The organism is Paenibacillus sp. P4_A7 (assembly GCF_056402455.1).
Window position 1 is genome coordinate 13,239 of the sequence record NZ_JBFUHJ010000046.1, and the last position, 14,645, is coordinate 27,883.

Consider the following 14,645-nt stretch of genomic DNA (forward strand, 5'->3'; position numbering starts at 1 on the left):
CTCTCATCCGTTTAAACCGGAAGCAGCGCATGCTGCAGCACTTCATCCATATGACTGACCGGAATAAATTCCATATCATTGCGTACGCTGTCTGGAATATCCCGTAAATCCCGTTCATTTTCCTTCGGCAGTAATACTTTTCGAATACCTGCTCGATGAGCTGCAAGTGATTTTTCTTTAAGCCCGCCTATCGGAAGCACGCGGCCTCTCAAAGTTATTTCACCTGTCATCGCAACTTCTTTCGATACGTACCGATTAGTCAGAGCCGAAATAAGTGCTGTTGCAATTGTAATGCCTGCGGATGGTCCATCCTTTGGAATGGCTCCTTCCGGAATATGAATATGAATATCGTTTTTCTCATGGAAATCTGGATCTATGCCAAGTGCAATTGCTTTCGAGCGTGTATAACTGAAAGCAGCTTGCGCAGATTCCTTCATGACATCACCCAGTTTTCCTGTTAACGTCAGTTTACCACTTCCCGGCATAACTGTAACCTCTATTACGAGTGTATCCCCGCCAACCTCTGTCCACGCGAGACCAGTAACCGCTCCAATCTGGTCCTCACTCTCGGCAAGACCATGTCGAAACTTCGCAGGTCCAAGCCATTCTTTGAGCAGTTCATTCGTAATAACCAATGGCTCAATTGCCTCTGCTTGCTCGTTAGCAACAAAATGCTTCGCTGCCTTGCGACATACTGCTGCAATTTGCTGCTCAAGGTTGCGCACGCCTGATTCACGCGTATAATCTCGAATGAGCTGCAGTAAAATTTCTTCTGAAATAATTAACTGCTCTTCCTTGATGCCATGCTCTTTCTTCTGTTTTGGCAGCAAATAACGTGTACCAATTTGCTGCTTCTCGAGCTCCGTATAGCCAGGGATATACAGAACCTCCATCCGGTCAAGGAGAGGACGAGGAATGTTATGCATAGCATTCGCTGTAGTAACAAACATAACCTTCGATAAATCAAATGGCACTTCAACAAAATGGTCGCTGAACGTATTATTCTGCTCGGGGTCAAGCACCTCTAACAGTGCAGAAGCTGGATCTCCGCGGAAGTCCATGGCCATTTTATCAATTTCATCAAGCAAGAAGACGGGGTTTGACGACCCGGCAGTCTTCATCCCTTGTATAATCCGCCCAGGCATTGCGCCTACATACGTACGGCGATGACCTCGAATTTCCGCTTCATCACGCACGCCGCCAAGCGAGATGCGTACAAACTTGCGGCCTAGCGACTTTGCAATGGAACGTGCTAATGATGTCTTACCAACGCCTGGAGGGCCAACTAAACAGAGTATCGGTCCCTTCAACTGTTTAACAAGCTTCTGCACCGCTAAATATTCGAGGACCCGTTCCTTTGGCTTCTCTAGACCGTAATGATCGTCATTCAAGATGGCTTCGGCTTTGCTTAAGCTAAGATCGTCATCCGTCAGCTTGTTCCAAGGAAGTGACAGGAGCCAGTCGATGTAGTTGCGAATGACGCCGCCTTCCGCTGATGTAGACGGCATCTTCTCGAGTCGATCAATCTCTTTCTCGATCTTCTCTTTAACTGCATCTGGCACTGTTATTTCAACAAGTTGATTTCGCAGTTCCTCAACTTCACCAGCACGGCCTTCCTTCTCGCCAAGCTCTTTCTGAATAGCTTTCATTTGCTCACGCAAATAATATTCCTTCTGCGTTTTCTCCATCTGCTTCTTCACGCGTTGGTTTATTTTGCGTTCTAGCTCAAGAACCTCACGCTCGTTATTCAAAATATCAAGCAGCTTTTCAAGGCGCTCAGATACATCAATCGTTTCGAGTATATCTTGCTTATCCTTGATTTTGAGCGATAGATGACTCGTAATGACATCGGCAAGTCGACCTGGTTCATCAATATCTGAAACCGCAGCATACGTTTCAGGCGTTACTTTTTTGGACAAAGAAATATAATGCTCAAACTKATTCAAGACAGAACGCATGAGCGCGTCAACCTCGGGATCGTCACTTTCCAGCTCTGGGAGCTCCTTAACCGTAACCTCATAAAACTGATCATTCGGTAAATAGTCCACAATTTCAGCACGAATGACTCCTTCTACCAAGACGCGTATCGTTCCGTTTGGCAGCTTCAGCATTTGCCGAACCTTTGCAATCGTTCCGACTTTATATATATCTTCCTCAGTCGGCTCCTCAATGTTCACTTCAGACTGCGAACAAAGCAATATCATTTGATCCTCGACCATCGAGCGCTCTAATGCGCGTACCGATTTGTCCCTACCCACATCAAGATGGAGCACCATGCTGGGATAAACGAGCAGCCCCCTGAGCGGAAGCAAGGGAAGCCGACGACCTTTCGATTTACTAGGACCCACACCAGCACCTCCAAATGTTAAAATCTAACTCATTTTATCACTCTACTGAATCAGCCTGCAAATATGGAACGCTCGATGCAATAAATAGATCCGCTCCAAACGGAGATTCCACTCGATTTGGGGCCGCAACCGCTTCTGGAAACACATACTTAAACACTTCTTCTACCCGCTCGACCGGAATAACCTGCAGCCCTTCGAGGTCTGCAAATATCGCTTGCCAATTCTCTCTTGGAATTATGACCTGTGTCGCACCGGCTTGGAATGCAGCCTCCACTTTAGCAAGTACACCACCAACAGGTTTCACATTGCCATGAATGCCAACCTCGCCAGTCATTGCGAGTTTGTTATCGATTGGTATGCCTTTGATAGCAGATGTAATCGCTGTTGCCATCGCTATGCCTGCAGAAGGCCCATCAATCGGAGTTCCACCAGGAAAGTTAATATGCAAGTCGTAGTCCTGAGGATTTAGACCGATACGTCTCAGCACGGTAATGACGTTCTCTACAGATCCCTTCGCCATGCTTTTACGGCGCAATGTTCGTGAGCCACCGCCTAGTTCTTCCTCTTCTACAACGCCTGTAATCGTAAACTGACCGCGTCCTGAAGCAGCAGGTATAGCGCTCACTTCAATTTCAAGCAGCGTTCCCATATTCGGCCCATATACAGCCAGCCCGTTGACGAAGCCGATCTGTGGCGCTGACGGTATTTTACGATCAGGACGAGGTGGAATTTGGCTGCTGTTAACCACCCATTCAATGTCTCCCGCAGCTATGCTGTCGCGTTTCTCTGATAGCGCTACACCAGCGGCAAGCTGAATCACATTAACAGCTTCACGGCCGTTCGTTGCATATTTTTTGACCACATTTATCGCTTCAGGACACGGTGAAAAGCCGATTTTTTTTACAGCATTCTCCGCTATTAAACCGATCTCATCAGCAAGTAACGGGCGGAAAAAAACCTCCATGCAGCGCGAGCGAATGGCAGGCGGTATTTCCTGTGGCGAACGTGTTGTAGCGCCAACAAGACGGAAATCTGCAGGCAATCCGTTTTGGAAAATATCATGAATATACAGCGGAATGTTCGCATCCTCTGAATTGTAATAGGCGCTCTCAAGAAATACTTTACGATCCTCAAGCACCTTTAACAATTTATTCATTTGCACCGGATGCAATTCACCAATTTCATCAATAAACAAAATACCGCCATGTGCCTTCGTAACAGCACCTGGCTTAGGCTGCGGTATACCAGCTACGCCCATTGCCCCAGCGCCTTGATAGATCGGATCATGTACAGACCCAATTAGCGGATCTGCAATACCTCTCTCGTCAAAACGAGCAGTTGTCGCATCGATTTCTGTAAATTTGGCTTCCGGTAAAAATGGCGAGGTAGGATTCTTTTTGGCTTCCTCCAATACGACACGCGCCGCCGCAGTTTTACCTACGCCTGGAGGCCCATATATAATCACATGCTGCGGGTTCGCACTGCAAAGCGCAGCTTTCAAAGCACGCAGGCCATCAAGTTGTCCAACTATGTCCTGCATTGCCTGTGGTCTTGTTTTCTCAGATAGCGGTTTCGTCAGTGATATACTCCGCAGCTTCCGCAGCTTATCCATCTCTTTGCGCGATTCTCGATCGACAGCAGAGCGGTTAGTCTTCTGATTACGCAGTAAATTCCAAAAATACAAACCAATCACCACAGCAAAAAACACTTGAATCAACATTAAAACAAAACTCAAACTCATTCATTTCCGCCCCTCTCAAGCGTATATAGCTGACGCCGCCGTATGACAACGCAGCTTACGTTTTCTGCAAACTAACCGTCGTAAGCATCCTTACAGGATAGTATTGCCTCTTGGAAGTGGGAATAATCGTTTAAGCTGTTAATTTTCATTCAATGTTTATACAAGCGTAAACGGCTGTCGCCGTCCTCTTCGGCAAAAGCATTCGTTTCGCGGAGATATATAAGCACATTTATAAGTGAAAACTTATAAATTCTTATATACTAAACAAGGAAGGACCAAGCGCTAGTAACGCCTGATCCTTCCTTATGGCTTATATCGTGTCGTATGTTCCATACCCAATTACGTGGAAGCACCCTGCGATTTATGCCGGTGTATGATGCTTGCGTCCTGGAATTTCACCAGTCGCTTCAAACACTCGAACGATTTCATCGATTTCTTTCTTCAGCTCACTCAGAAGCTCTGCTTCCGGCACTTTACGAATCATCTCGCCATAACGGAACAACATGCCTTCGCCTCTAGCGCCAGCGATACCGATATCAGCCTCACGCGCTTCGCCTGGACCGTTAACTGCACAGCCGAGAACAGAAACCTTGATCGGCACTTTAATCTTCGAAATGTATTCTTCAACCTCGTTCGCGATAGAAAATAAATCGATATCCAACCGTCCGCATGTCGGACAGGAAACTAGCGTTGCTGCATTAGTTATAAGTCCAAATGTTTTAAGCAATTCACGCGCTACTTTGACCTCTTCGACCGGGTCAGCACTCAGGCTGATTCGAACCGTATTGCCAATACCAAGCGCAAGAAGCGCACCGATACCAGCAGAGCTCTTAATCGTGCCTGTGTTGAGCGTTCCTGCCTCCGTAATGCCTAGGTGAAGGGGATACTTGATTTTCTCAGCAGCCATCGAGTAAGCAGCAATAGCCATAGGTACATCAGATGCCTTGAGAGACACAATAATATCGTGGAAATCAAGCTCTTCTAAAATACCGATATGGAACAGTGCGCTCTCTACCATTGCTTCAGGAGTAGGATAACCATACTTCTCCAGCAAATGGTTTTCGAGCGATCCAGCATTGACACCTATCCGAATCGGAATGCCGCGCTCCTTGCAAGCCTTCACAACCGCTTCTACCTTCTCACGCCGTCCGATATTGCCCGGATTAATCCGCACCTTATCTACTCCGTTCTCGATGGCAGCCAGCGCTAGACGATAGTCAAAATGAATGTCCGCGACTAGCGGGATATGAATGCGTTTCTTAATTTCTTTAATGGCATCAGCCGCTTCCTTATTGTTGACGGTAACCCGAACAACTTGGCAGCCAGCCTCCTCAAGACGTAATATTTCCGCAACAGTAGCTTCCACATCAGCCGTCTTTGTTGTGCACATGCTTTGAATGATAACTTCATTGCTGCCGCCAATCGTAAGATCACCGACTTTAACTGCTACCGTATCTTGACGTAAGTACATAAGGTTATCTCTCCCATGAACGTCAAAGTCCACCCCATGACTAGCGACAAAATCGCATGAGGGGTGGAAACAATGACGGTTTATGAACATTGATTAGGCGCTTTCTTCCTTTTTCTTACCTTTTTTAGCAGTGATTTCTGGCATCACTTTATCCATTACATTCTGCTCGGTAATGAGACAAGTGCTCATATCATCACGTGAAGGTACTTCATACATGACTTCAAGCATGATTCCTTCGATTATTGCACGTAATCCACGAGCGCCAGTATTGCGCTTAATCGCTTCCTTCGCAATGGCATCAAGTGCTGCAGGCTCGAATTCAAGCGTTACATTATCCATTTCAAGCAGCTTCTGGTATTGCTTAACAAGCGCATTTTTTGGCTCAGACAAAATACGAACCAAAGCTGGCTCATCCAAAGGCTCAAGCGTTGAAATAACTGGAAGACGTCCTACAAATTCAGGAATTAGTCCGAATTTAAGCAAGTCTTCAGGTAATACCATCGTTAAATACTCGCCTGGTTTCAAATCCTTCTGCATCTCGCCAGTGGAGTTAAAACCAATCACTTTCTTGCCAATACGACGCTTGATCAAGGACTCAAGACCGTCAAACGCGCCTCCGCAAATGAACAAAATGTTCGTCGTATCAATTTGAATAAACTCTTGGTGCGGATGCTTACGTCCACCTTGTGGCGGAACAGATGCAACCGTGCCTTCCAAAATTTTAAGAAGCGCTTGCTGTACACCTTCACCCGAAACGTCACGCGTAATGGATGGATTTTCTGATTTGCGGGCTACTTTATCAATTTCATCGATATAAATAATGCCGCGCTCCGCTTTCTYAACATCATAGTCAGYCGCTTGAATAAGCTTAAGCAGAATGTTTTCAACATCCTCACCGACATAACCCGCTTCCGTAAGCGAAGTTGCGTCTGCAATTGCAAAAGGCACATTCAAAATTCTCGCCATCGTCTGTGCAAGCAATGTTTTACCAGAACCCGTAGGTCCTAATAGCAAAATATTACTCTTCTGCAGTTCGACGTCTTCGATTTTGCTGCCTGAATTGATGCGTTTGTAATGGTTATATACCGCTACAGACAGAGATTTCTTCGCAGACTCCTGACCGATAACATAAGAATCAAGTATCGCTCTTATATCCTTCGGTTTTGGAATGTCTTTAAGATCAAGCTCTTCTTCATTGCCTAGCTCTTCCTCGACGATCTCCGTACACAATTCGATACACTCATCGCATATATAGACACCAGGACCCGCAACCAATTTACGTACTTGATCCTGCGATTTACCGCAGAACGAACATTTTAGCTGTCCTTTTTCATCGTTGAATTTAAACATGTAATCACCCCTTTGATTAAATCGTTGATACCGGCGCTGTTATTACCTTGTCTATCAAACCGTAAGCAAGAGCTTCTTCCGCGCTCATGAAATTGTCACGGTCGGTATCACGATCGATTTTTTCATAAGGCTGTCCAGTACGATCTACGTATATTTGATTCAGCTTAGCTTTCGTTTTCAAAATCCAATCCGCATGAATTTTGATATCAGATGCTTGACCGCGAACGCCGCCAAGCGGCTGATGAATCATAACTTCAGCGTTAGGAAGTGCAAAACGTTTACCTTTCGCTCCAGCTGTTAAGAGAAGTGAGCCCATGCTAGCGGCCATCCCCATACAAATCGTAGACACTTCTGGCTTAATATATTGCATCGTATCAAAAATACCCATTCCTGCAGTTACGGAACCGCCAGGTGAGTTGATGTACAGATGGATGTCTTTCTCTGGATCGTCGGCCGCTAGAAACAGCAGCTGTGCAATGACGGAGTTTGCTACGTCATCATCAATTGCGCTCCCTAAGAAGATAATGCGGTCCTTCAGCAAACGAGAGTAAATATCGTAAGAACGTTCCCCACGGTTTGTTTGTTCGACTACTATCGGTACCAGATTCATGCGACCAACCTCTTTTCGTTTATGGCTTAGAGTACTTACTTAATTATTGTAACACGACATCGTAGTGATGTCATTTTTCTAGGGTAATACAGTATACGGCGACTGTCGTTCGATATGTACGGAGATTACCTCCAAAACAAGCACAATTTCTTATGTAGGGTCAAAATAAGGCACGTATCAATGACGTGCCTTATCTTGGATAACCCATTTATTCAGTTGAAACCTATAATTTCTTAAACGACTTTGCTGCTTTCAAGCAATAGCTTGATTGTTTTGCGAATAGCAATATCTTCTTTCAAGTTTACGATGTTGCCGTTTTGTGTGAAGATATCACGAATCTCTTCAGCAGGACGGTTGTATGATTTGGATAGGTTCTCAAGCTCTTCAGACAAGTCCTCGTCGTTTGCTTCAATTCCTTCTGCTTTAGCAATTGCATCAAGCACAAGGTTATTACGAACGCGTTTTTCTGCATCTGAACGCATTTGATCACGAAGCATCGCTTCGTTTTGGCCTGAGAACTGGTAGTAAAGATCCATGTTCATACCTTGCATTTTAAGACGGTTTTCGAAATCCTTAATCATATAGTCAGTTTCAGTAACGACCATTGCTTCAGGAATTTCAACTTCCGCAGCTGCAGTAGCTTTATCAACAACTGCTACTTCACGAGCTTGATCAGCTTCTTTGTTCTTGCTTTCTTTCAGCTTGCTAACCAAGTCTTGCTTATATTCGTCAATTGTATCAAACTCACTAACGTCTTTAGCAAACTCGTCATCCAATGCTGGAAGATTTTTGCGTTTAATTTCATGCAATTTCACTTTGAAAATAGCTTGTTTGCCAGCTAGGTTTTCTGCATGGTAGCTCTCAGGGAACGTTACTTCAACGTCCTTGAAATCGCCGATTTGCATGCCAACTACTTGCTCCTCGAAACCTGGGATGAAGGAATTTGAACCGAGCTCAAGTGAATAACGCTCGCTTTGTCCACCTTCAAACTGTACTCCGTCTACGGAGCCATCAAAATCGATGACTGTAATATCGCCGTTAAAAGCTGCGCCTTCTTCTACTACTGCAAGCTCAGCGTGGCGTTGTTGCAAACGCTCGAGTTCTGCCGTAACTTCTTCATCCGAAACCTCGGACTCAACAGCTGCAACCTCCAAGCCTTTGTATTCGCCAAGCGTAACTTCAGGCTTAACGATAACTTTTGCTTTGAACTTGAACGTTTCGCCTTTTGCGAATTGCTCAACATCAATCTCAGGACGGTCAACCGGCTCAAGATTATGTTCTTTTACTGCTGCGGAATAAGCATCAGGCAACAGAATGTCAATTGCATCCTGGTACAAACTCTCAATTCCAAAACGAGATTCGAAAATGCCGCGCGGCACTTTACCTTTACGGAATCCTGGTACGTTAACCTGTTGTGCTACTTTCTTAAAAGCTTGATCAAGAGCTTGTGAGACTTGATCTGCTTCTACCTCCACGTTGATTGACACGATGTTCTTGTCTATTTTTTCCCAAGTTGCTTTCATTTTATGCCTTCCCCTCCGAAAATGCGCATGCATCTCTAGTTTTCACGTATCATAAACCATTCTATTATAAACAAGATGGGCGAGCTTTTCAAGGCTGAGGTTCATCTTCCCCAGATTGCTGCAAAACAGCAACTTGCCTTAATGCTCTACACGCCTGCTCATAACGGAATCTCAAACCTTCCGTAATACCATATGTATCGCGAATATCATCGTCATTAGCTGAGCCGTATACGGTAAGCAGCAACGTTAAGTGCAAAGCGGCGGCAAAACAATCTACCGTGCCTTCGTCTTCTCTTAGTATCCAATGATAAGCTACAGTACCATATAAAAATTGTAAACTTTCTTTCCAAAGCTCTCTTGAAAAATGTGGTAACGTTGGATCATCGACTTCAACAACCTGCTCAGTCCGCTCTAATACACGATTAACAGCTGGAGGAAAGTCATCCATGGAAAGCGGTGTGATCTCAAGCTCTAGCTCCACCATCTCACTTAGCCGCTCTAGAGTAATTGATCCAGTAGCTCCACGCTTCCGCAGACATTGCAAAGCTTTAAACTGGACGACTGGATGTACTTGCTGCGTTACTAACCAATTGATTATGGTTGCGTTAATATCGGCTGATTGAATGTATGATGCCCGCTCAAGCGCCAATATTTGCTGATCGATCATCGGATGATTTTGCATGATGTAAAGCACTTGATTGATATAAGCCTCATCTTGCTCAGGCGGATTCAACAATTGCTCACGTAACGTTGTTTCATCCTCTTCTTCATCACGCTTCGCAATGACAAGCTCTGTTCCCTCTTCACTGCTTCCTTCACCAGGAAAAGCCATGTCGAGCCATGTTAACAGACTTTCCCACTCTTCATAATGATGCTTGTCTTCACCTTGGCATTGCAGCAAAAATCGCAGTAACTCCTTGGCCTCCCCATATTGCTCCCCTTCAAGCATACGAGTTAGCTGAATCTGATATTGATCCAACATACTGGGGAACAAATACACGTTATCCTTGTTGTCGCCTTCTTGGTCATTGGGAGTCGTAATGGTAACACCGCCTTATGGTTACGCTGTTTGTTCATTCGTCCAATCTTGCGTACAATTATACCATGTACATGCAAAAGAAAAAACAAATGATGTTTTAGACCTGTAGTGTTTAGCAGTATTTACCGATTCCAAAACTTTTTTTAAAATATAGCTTGCAATAAAACAATCATCTATGATATATTATTGCTTGTGTCCTGGTAGCTCAGCTGGATAGAGCAACGCCCTTCTAAGGCGTCGGTCGGGGGTTCGAATCCCTCCCAGGACGCCATAACAATAACTTTAATCACGTTTAGTGATTACCATAACACCTCCAAACTCTTGATTCATCAGGGTTCGGAGGTTTTTTTGCATCCACTGATTATGAGAATAGATGTCTTTTTTATTTTTCACATTTTTTTCACACCTATTATTGTCGCCATCTAATTTGTTTTTTAAAACAAGAAAAAAACACAACTTTTATGAAGCTTTTACTTCACTTCATTATAATTATCCGGCTGGCTGCACCTTCATGATATCCATGAACGGCACTTTTATTATATCGCCCTTCCAAGACACATGAACCAGCTTTGTACGAGAATTCATTTCTACGATCTGGCCGCGCACTGGCTCAGCATTCCAAACCGTAAGCAGCAGATTCGTTGCCTCATCCTTCGCTTCTACCAGTCGTTCGCCCAATTCTTCTAATTCATATTCGTCTCTTGTCGGTCGTTTAGGTCCTTTTGCCATATAATTTCCCCCATTTATTTATTGTTAATTCCAAATTCTTTGATTATTAATGCTTACCCATATCCATCTCGCATCTCGTTACATTTCTCTTTTATTAATCTATCCAGCTGCGCATTAATTTCTTTGTCTGCTCATCTCTAGTTAAACAGCTTTCTGAACTACTAAGTCTGTAGATAATATATTCTCAACTATAAATGTACGAAGTGCTTTAGTTTCAAAGCAAAATGCTTTAATACGGCCGTCACGTACTGAATACACCTGTACCCTTCGAAACGATATATGTTTTTTGCGATCAATATAAATGATATCGATGGTATGGCCTATATATTTTTCCATGATGACCCTCCTCGATCCAGAACACCTGTTCTTATTATATACCAAACATTCGTTCTTATACTAGTTATTTTTTCGAATTTTCAAACGCTTGGAAACATCGAGAATATCCGTTCACCTCATGAAATTTGTCTGCTCTTTTTCATTTGAAACAAAAGCGTCATCATTACTCGACGTAACTGTAGAAAATACATCAATTGATTCGCTGAATTGATATATCCCGACCAATTTAGGTCAGGGCTTTTCCACGTGATGTCACTGTTTTTCTTCCATATATCGCCAAATAATGACTCTTAGTGTAAAATGATTCTGGATTCTATTACTAAATTATGGAGGATTATTATATGGGGGCAAAAAACAAGGTCATTGCAGGAGACTATCAAGGTAAACTACTTTCCACAACAATGGGAATCGTCATGCTATCCACTGGAATTTTTATCCATATTAAATTAGATAAAACTATTATCGATGATTACGAAGTAATGACTGAATCAAGCCAAAAGAGTGCAGTAAGCGCAGTTGGAAGAGGTCTTGTTGGAGGTTTTCTATTGGGTCCTGTAGGACTACTTGCAGGACTTTCGGCTAAGAGTAAAGGGGTACATATTGTTGCTATACAGTTTAAAGATGGGAAGAAAAGTCTTATCGAGATAGATGAAAAGATCTATAAAGCCTTGATCACCAAATGCTTCTAAGAACAATGCCCACCGACATTATGGGCCAGTGGGCTTCCTCTTTTTTCATGCTCTATAGTCTGCTTTATGAGTTCATGTAGCAACCTTAGGCGTATTCTTTAGCAGCAAACCAATGACAAAGATCACCGGTATAATCTATATAAAAAAAACCGTCCCCTTTTAAAGGGAACGGAGGATTATTATCTAGTCCGACAAATCTAAGCCAATAAATCTAAACCGACATAGTCGGCTGTTTATCATTTACAAATTGAAAGAGCTGCTCAGTCTTCTCAACAGTTAGCTCACCAGAGTTGTCGAATACTAAGATAGATGATGCGGGGATAACCCAATTAATTTGGGGAACGAAGTCGATTCGCTTCTCAAAATCACCCCAGTTATCCAGCTTCCACTGGTCACGGTCCGTCTGACGATCAACAATGCGTTGTTTCTGCAAGGTCATATCCTGAAGTGTGACAACGATAACCTTAATGTCAACTTGTGCTTTCGTCAAGCCCGCTGCACCAATCACCTCTTCAATCCACTGTTTTGACTTGAGCTCGGCAGTAAACGGTGAGATCATAAAAACGTTCTGACGCGCAGCAAGGTTTTCGATACAAACATCCTTTGCTGTATCGTATTCTAAGTCTCGTAAATTTTGTTTATAAAAATCAGAATCACGATCTCTCTTATCGAGTCCCTGCATCTCTAAAATTGCTTCTACGAATCTTCCGCCTATCGTATCACGATCGAGAAATGCAGCTGGTATGCGATCTGCCAGCTTTCTTGCTACGGTCGTCTTGCCTGTCCCTGCTACTCCTACAAAAAAAACCAACTTTTGCAAAACGGTAAACCTCCACTATTTTTTGTAGAATTATATCATTAAACGAACTAATTTAATAGAATATACCCACGATTAGGTTTGGAATTCGAATGATCTTCACGACCATCCGTTGTCACCTCTACCTCACCGCAAAGGTGTTCACCTTGTTTCACGGCTCGCCGTACATGTGCTTCCATAACTTGCAATGCCATATCCCTCCCGTAACCATCATTACTGCAGCTGAATCGTTTTTCAAGCCGTCTCTAGCATCCCCTTTTGGACAGACATTTTATCCCTTTTTTCAGCATATAACTGTTATTATCGCTACGAGAAAGCTGTTAAAAGAGAGGAATGAGATCGATGTGTGGAATTACCGGCTGGATCGATTGGACCCGTGATCTGACTAAGCATAGTGAAAGCTTAGAGAAGATGACCGACACTCTTGCACCGCGCGGTCCCGATGCTTCCGGCACGTGGATATCAGCGCACTGCGCCTTGGGGCATAGGCGTTTATCTGTTATAGATCCCGAAAATGGAGCACAACCGATGATTCGTCATACCGGCGATGACAAATACGTCGTTGTGTATAACGGCGAACTATATAACGCGCTAGAGCTTCGTAAAGAACTAGAGGGCAGAGGAAGATCATTCACTACGAATTGTGATACGGAAGTGCTGCTTGTCGCCTATATGGAATGGGGAAAGTCATGTTTGGAGCGCTTCAACGGTATATTCGCATTTGCGATATGGGATGTAGCCGAGCAGGAGTTGTTTCTAGCGCGTGATCGACTTGGTGTGAAGCCGTTATTTTACAGCAGGCAGGATGGGCTATTTATATTTGGGTCGGAGCAAAAATGTATTTTGGCGCATCCGTCTGTTAAGCCTGAGGTCGGAGCGGAAGGCTTGGCTGAAATATTCATTTTAGGGCCTGCCCGCACTCCTGGTCATGGCGTTTACAAACAAATCAGCGAGCTTCGTCCTGGTCAATGTATGTCTGTTACCCATGCAGGCGTCAAAACGATTACGTACTGGAAGTTGGAGAGCAGCCCGCATGCGCACAACACAGAAGAAACAGCTGAGCATGTACGAGAGCTCCTAAAGGATACCGTAGAACGTCAGCTAGTATCGGATGTGCCGGTATGTACACTCCTATCAGGAGGACTCGATTCCAGTGCTTTGACTTCTCTAGCCGTCAGCTATTATAACGAGAATGGGCAAGGTAATGTCCATACGTATTCGGTAGATTACATGGATAACGACAAACATTTTCAAGCACATGCTTTTCAACCGAACAGTGACGCGCCATGGATCGATAGAATGACCTCCCATCTAAAAACGATTCATCATCCCATTCAATTCGATACACCAGAGCTTGTAGGCGCATTGAGCGCTGCAACCTATGCTCGCGACCTCCCTGGCATGGCCGACGTTGATGCGTCACTGCTGCTATTCTGCCATGAAATCAAAAAAGACGCGACCGTCGCCATATCTGGTGAAGCGGCCGATGAAATTTTCGGAGGCTATCCATGGTTCCATCGCGAAGATGCGCTTAATGCAAACACTTTCCCATGGTCTTTAGCATCGGCGATGCGCGCCGATCTACTGGCTCCAGACGTAGTCGAATGGATAAAGCCGCTCGATTATATTGGTGATCGATATGCGCAGGCGATAGCGGAGGTTCCTCATTTAGATGGAGAGAATGAGCAGCTCCGTAAAATGCGCCAAATGTCTTATTTGAACATTACCCGCTTCATGCCTACATTGCTTGATCGCAAGGATCGCATGAGCATGGCTGCGGGCTTGGAAGTACGAGTCCCATTTTGCGACCACCGACTTGTTGATTATGTGTGGAACATCCCGTGGGAAATAAAAGCGTCGGGTGATCGAGAAAAGGGGATTTTGCGTAAAGCACTACGCGGCGTTCTGCCTGATGACGTTCTGACTCGTAAAAAAAGTCCTTATCCGAAAACACATAATCCGAACTATTTAATCGCGGTCAAAACCTTGCTG

At 44.3% G+C, this 14,645-nt stretch carries 13 protein-coding genes and 1 tRNA gene; 3 read left to right on the top strand and 11 right to left on the bottom strand.

The window, feature by feature from the left end:
• Window positions 1-11: 11 nt before the first annotated feature.
• The 7 genes from lon to AC1DWN_RS09475 form a co-directional block, all read right to left on the bottom strand.
• Window positions 12-2,348, bottom strand: coding sequence for an endopeptidase La (gene lon / locus AC1DWN_RS09445; protein ID WP_477558645.1), 2,337 nt, complete (start codon window positions 2,346-2,348; stop codon window positions 12-14).
• A gap of 37 nt (window positions 2,349-2,385) precedes the next feature.
• Entirely contained in the window at window positions 2,386-4,089 is a 1,704-nt protein-coding gene (gene lonB, locus AC1DWN_RS09450; RefSeq protein ID WP_477558646.1) for an ATP-dependent protease LonB, read from the bottom strand.
• Window positions 4,090-4,450: 361 nt separating this feature from the next.
• Window positions 4,451-5,560, bottom strand: a complete 1,110-nt coding sequence (gene ispG / locus AC1DWN_RS09455; protein WP_477558647.1) for a flavodoxin-dependent (E)-4-hydroxy-3-methylbut-2-enyl-diphosphate synthase — start codon at window positions 5,558-5,560, stop codon at window positions 4,451-4,453.
• Between the two features lie 93 nt (window positions 5,561-5,653).
• Window positions 5,654-6,910 carry an ATP-dependent protease ATP-binding subunit ClpX gene (clpX, locus tag AC1DWN_RS09460; RefSeq protein WP_477558648.1) on the bottom strand — a complete coding sequence of 419 codons (1,257 nt, stop codon included), beginning with the start codon at window positions 6,908-6,910 and terminating at the stop codon, window positions 5,654-5,656.
• Window positions 6,911-6,926: 16 nt separating this feature from the next.
• Window positions 6,927-7,520 (bottom strand): ATP-dependent Clp endopeptidase proteolytic subunit ClpP, encoded by a 594-nt coding sequence (gene clpP, locus AC1DWN_RS09465; protein ID WP_477558649.1) that lies wholly within the window; start codon window positions 7,518-7,520, stop codon window positions 6,927-6,929.
• Between the two features lie 233 nt (window positions 7,521-7,753).
• A complete protein-coding gene (tig, locus tag AC1DWN_RS09470; RefSeq protein WP_477558650.1) occupies window positions 7,754-9,043 on the bottom strand; it encodes a trigger factor in 1,290 nt (429 codons plus the stop codon).
• A gap of 88 nt (window positions 9,044-9,131) precedes the next feature.
• Complete coding sequence (locus tag AC1DWN_RS09475; RefSeq protein ID WP_477558651.1) at window positions 9,132-10,043, bottom strand: hypothetical protein; 912 nt, start codon at window positions 10,041-10,043, stop codon at window positions 9,132-9,134.
• Window positions 10,044-10,276: 233 nt separating this feature from the next.
• Here AC1DWN_RS09475 and AC1DWN_RS09480 point away from each other — a divergent pair.
• Window positions 10,277-10,353: transfer RNA gene (locus AC1DWN_RS09480), tRNA-Arg, on the top strand.
• Window positions 10,354-10,571: 218 nt separating this feature from the next.
• Here AC1DWN_RS09480 and AC1DWN_RS09485 read toward each other — a convergent pair.
• Both AC1DWN_RS09485 and AC1DWN_RS09490 read right to left on the bottom strand, forming a co-directional pair.
• Window positions 10,572-10,811, bottom strand: coding sequence for a YolD-like family protein (locus tag AC1DWN_RS09485; RefSeq protein ID WP_477558652.1), 240 nt, complete (start codon window positions 10,809-10,811; stop codon window positions 10,572-10,574).
• A 141-nt stretch (window positions 10,812-10,952) separates the two neighbouring features.
• On the bottom strand, window positions 10,953-11,147 hold the full coding sequence (locus AC1DWN_RS09490; RefSeq protein WP_477558653.1) for a hypothetical protein: 195 nt from the start codon (window positions 11,145-11,147) through the stop codon (window positions 10,953-10,955).
• A gap of 341 nt (window positions 11,148-11,488) precedes the next feature.
• Between AC1DWN_RS09490 and AC1DWN_RS09495 the strand changes: the two genes are divergently transcribed.
• Entirely contained in the window at window positions 11,489-11,836 is a 348-nt protein-coding gene (locus AC1DWN_RS09495) for a hypothetical protein (RefSeq protein ID WP_477558654.1), read from the top strand.
• Between the two features lie 211 nt (window positions 11,837-12,047).
• Here AC1DWN_RS09495 and AC1DWN_RS09500 read toward each other — a convergent pair whose 3' ends face one another.
• On the bottom strand, window positions 12,048-12,656 hold the full coding sequence (locus AC1DWN_RS09500; RefSeq protein WP_477558655.1) for a P-loop nucleotide/nucleoside kinase family protein: 609 nt from the start codon (window positions 12,654-12,656) through the stop codon (window positions 12,048-12,050).
• 47 nt (window positions 12,657-12,703) lie between these two features.
• Window positions 12,704-12,841 carry a hypothetical protein gene (locus AC1DWN_RS09505; protein ID WP_477558656.1) on the bottom strand — a complete coding sequence of 46 codons (138 nt, stop codon included), beginning with the start codon at window positions 12,839-12,841 and terminating at the stop codon, window positions 12,704-12,706.
• A 154-nt stretch (window positions 12,842-12,995) separates the two neighbouring features.
• Between AC1DWN_RS09505 and asnB the strand changes: the two genes are divergently transcribed.
• Window positions 12,996-14,645 (top strand): asparagine synthase (glutamine-hydrolyzing) (gene asnB, locus AC1DWN_RS09510; protein WP_477558657.1); only part of this gene is annotated, 1,650 nt, incomplete at its 3' end.

Coding starts and splice junctions, on each gene's coding strand:
- lonB (WP_477558646.1), bottom strand. CDS start 4,089: ATGAGTTTGAGTTTTGTTTTAATGTTGATTCAAGTGTTTTTTGCTGTG.
- ispG (WP_477558647.1), bottom strand. CDS start 5,560: ATGTACTTACGTCAAGATACGGTAGCAGTTAAAGTCGGTGATCTTACG.
- clpP (WP_477558649.1), bottom strand. CDS start 7,520: ATGAATCTGGTACCGATAGTAGTCGAACAAACAAACCGTGGGGAACGT.
- tig (WP_477558650.1), bottom strand. CDS start 9,043: ATGAAAGCAACTTGGGAAAAAATAGACAAGAACATCGTGTCAATCAAC.
- AC1DWN_RS09485 (WP_477558652.1), bottom strand. CDS start 10,811: ATGGCAAAAGGACCTAAACGACCGACAAGAGACGAATATGAATTAGAA.
- AC1DWN_RS09490 (WP_477558653.1), bottom strand. CDS start 11,147: ATGGAAAAATATATAGGCCATACCATCGATATCATTTATATTGATCGC.
- AC1DWN_RS09495 (WP_477558654.1), top strand. CDS start 11,489: ATGGGGGCAAAAAACAAGGTCATTGCAGGAGACTATCAAGGTAAACTA.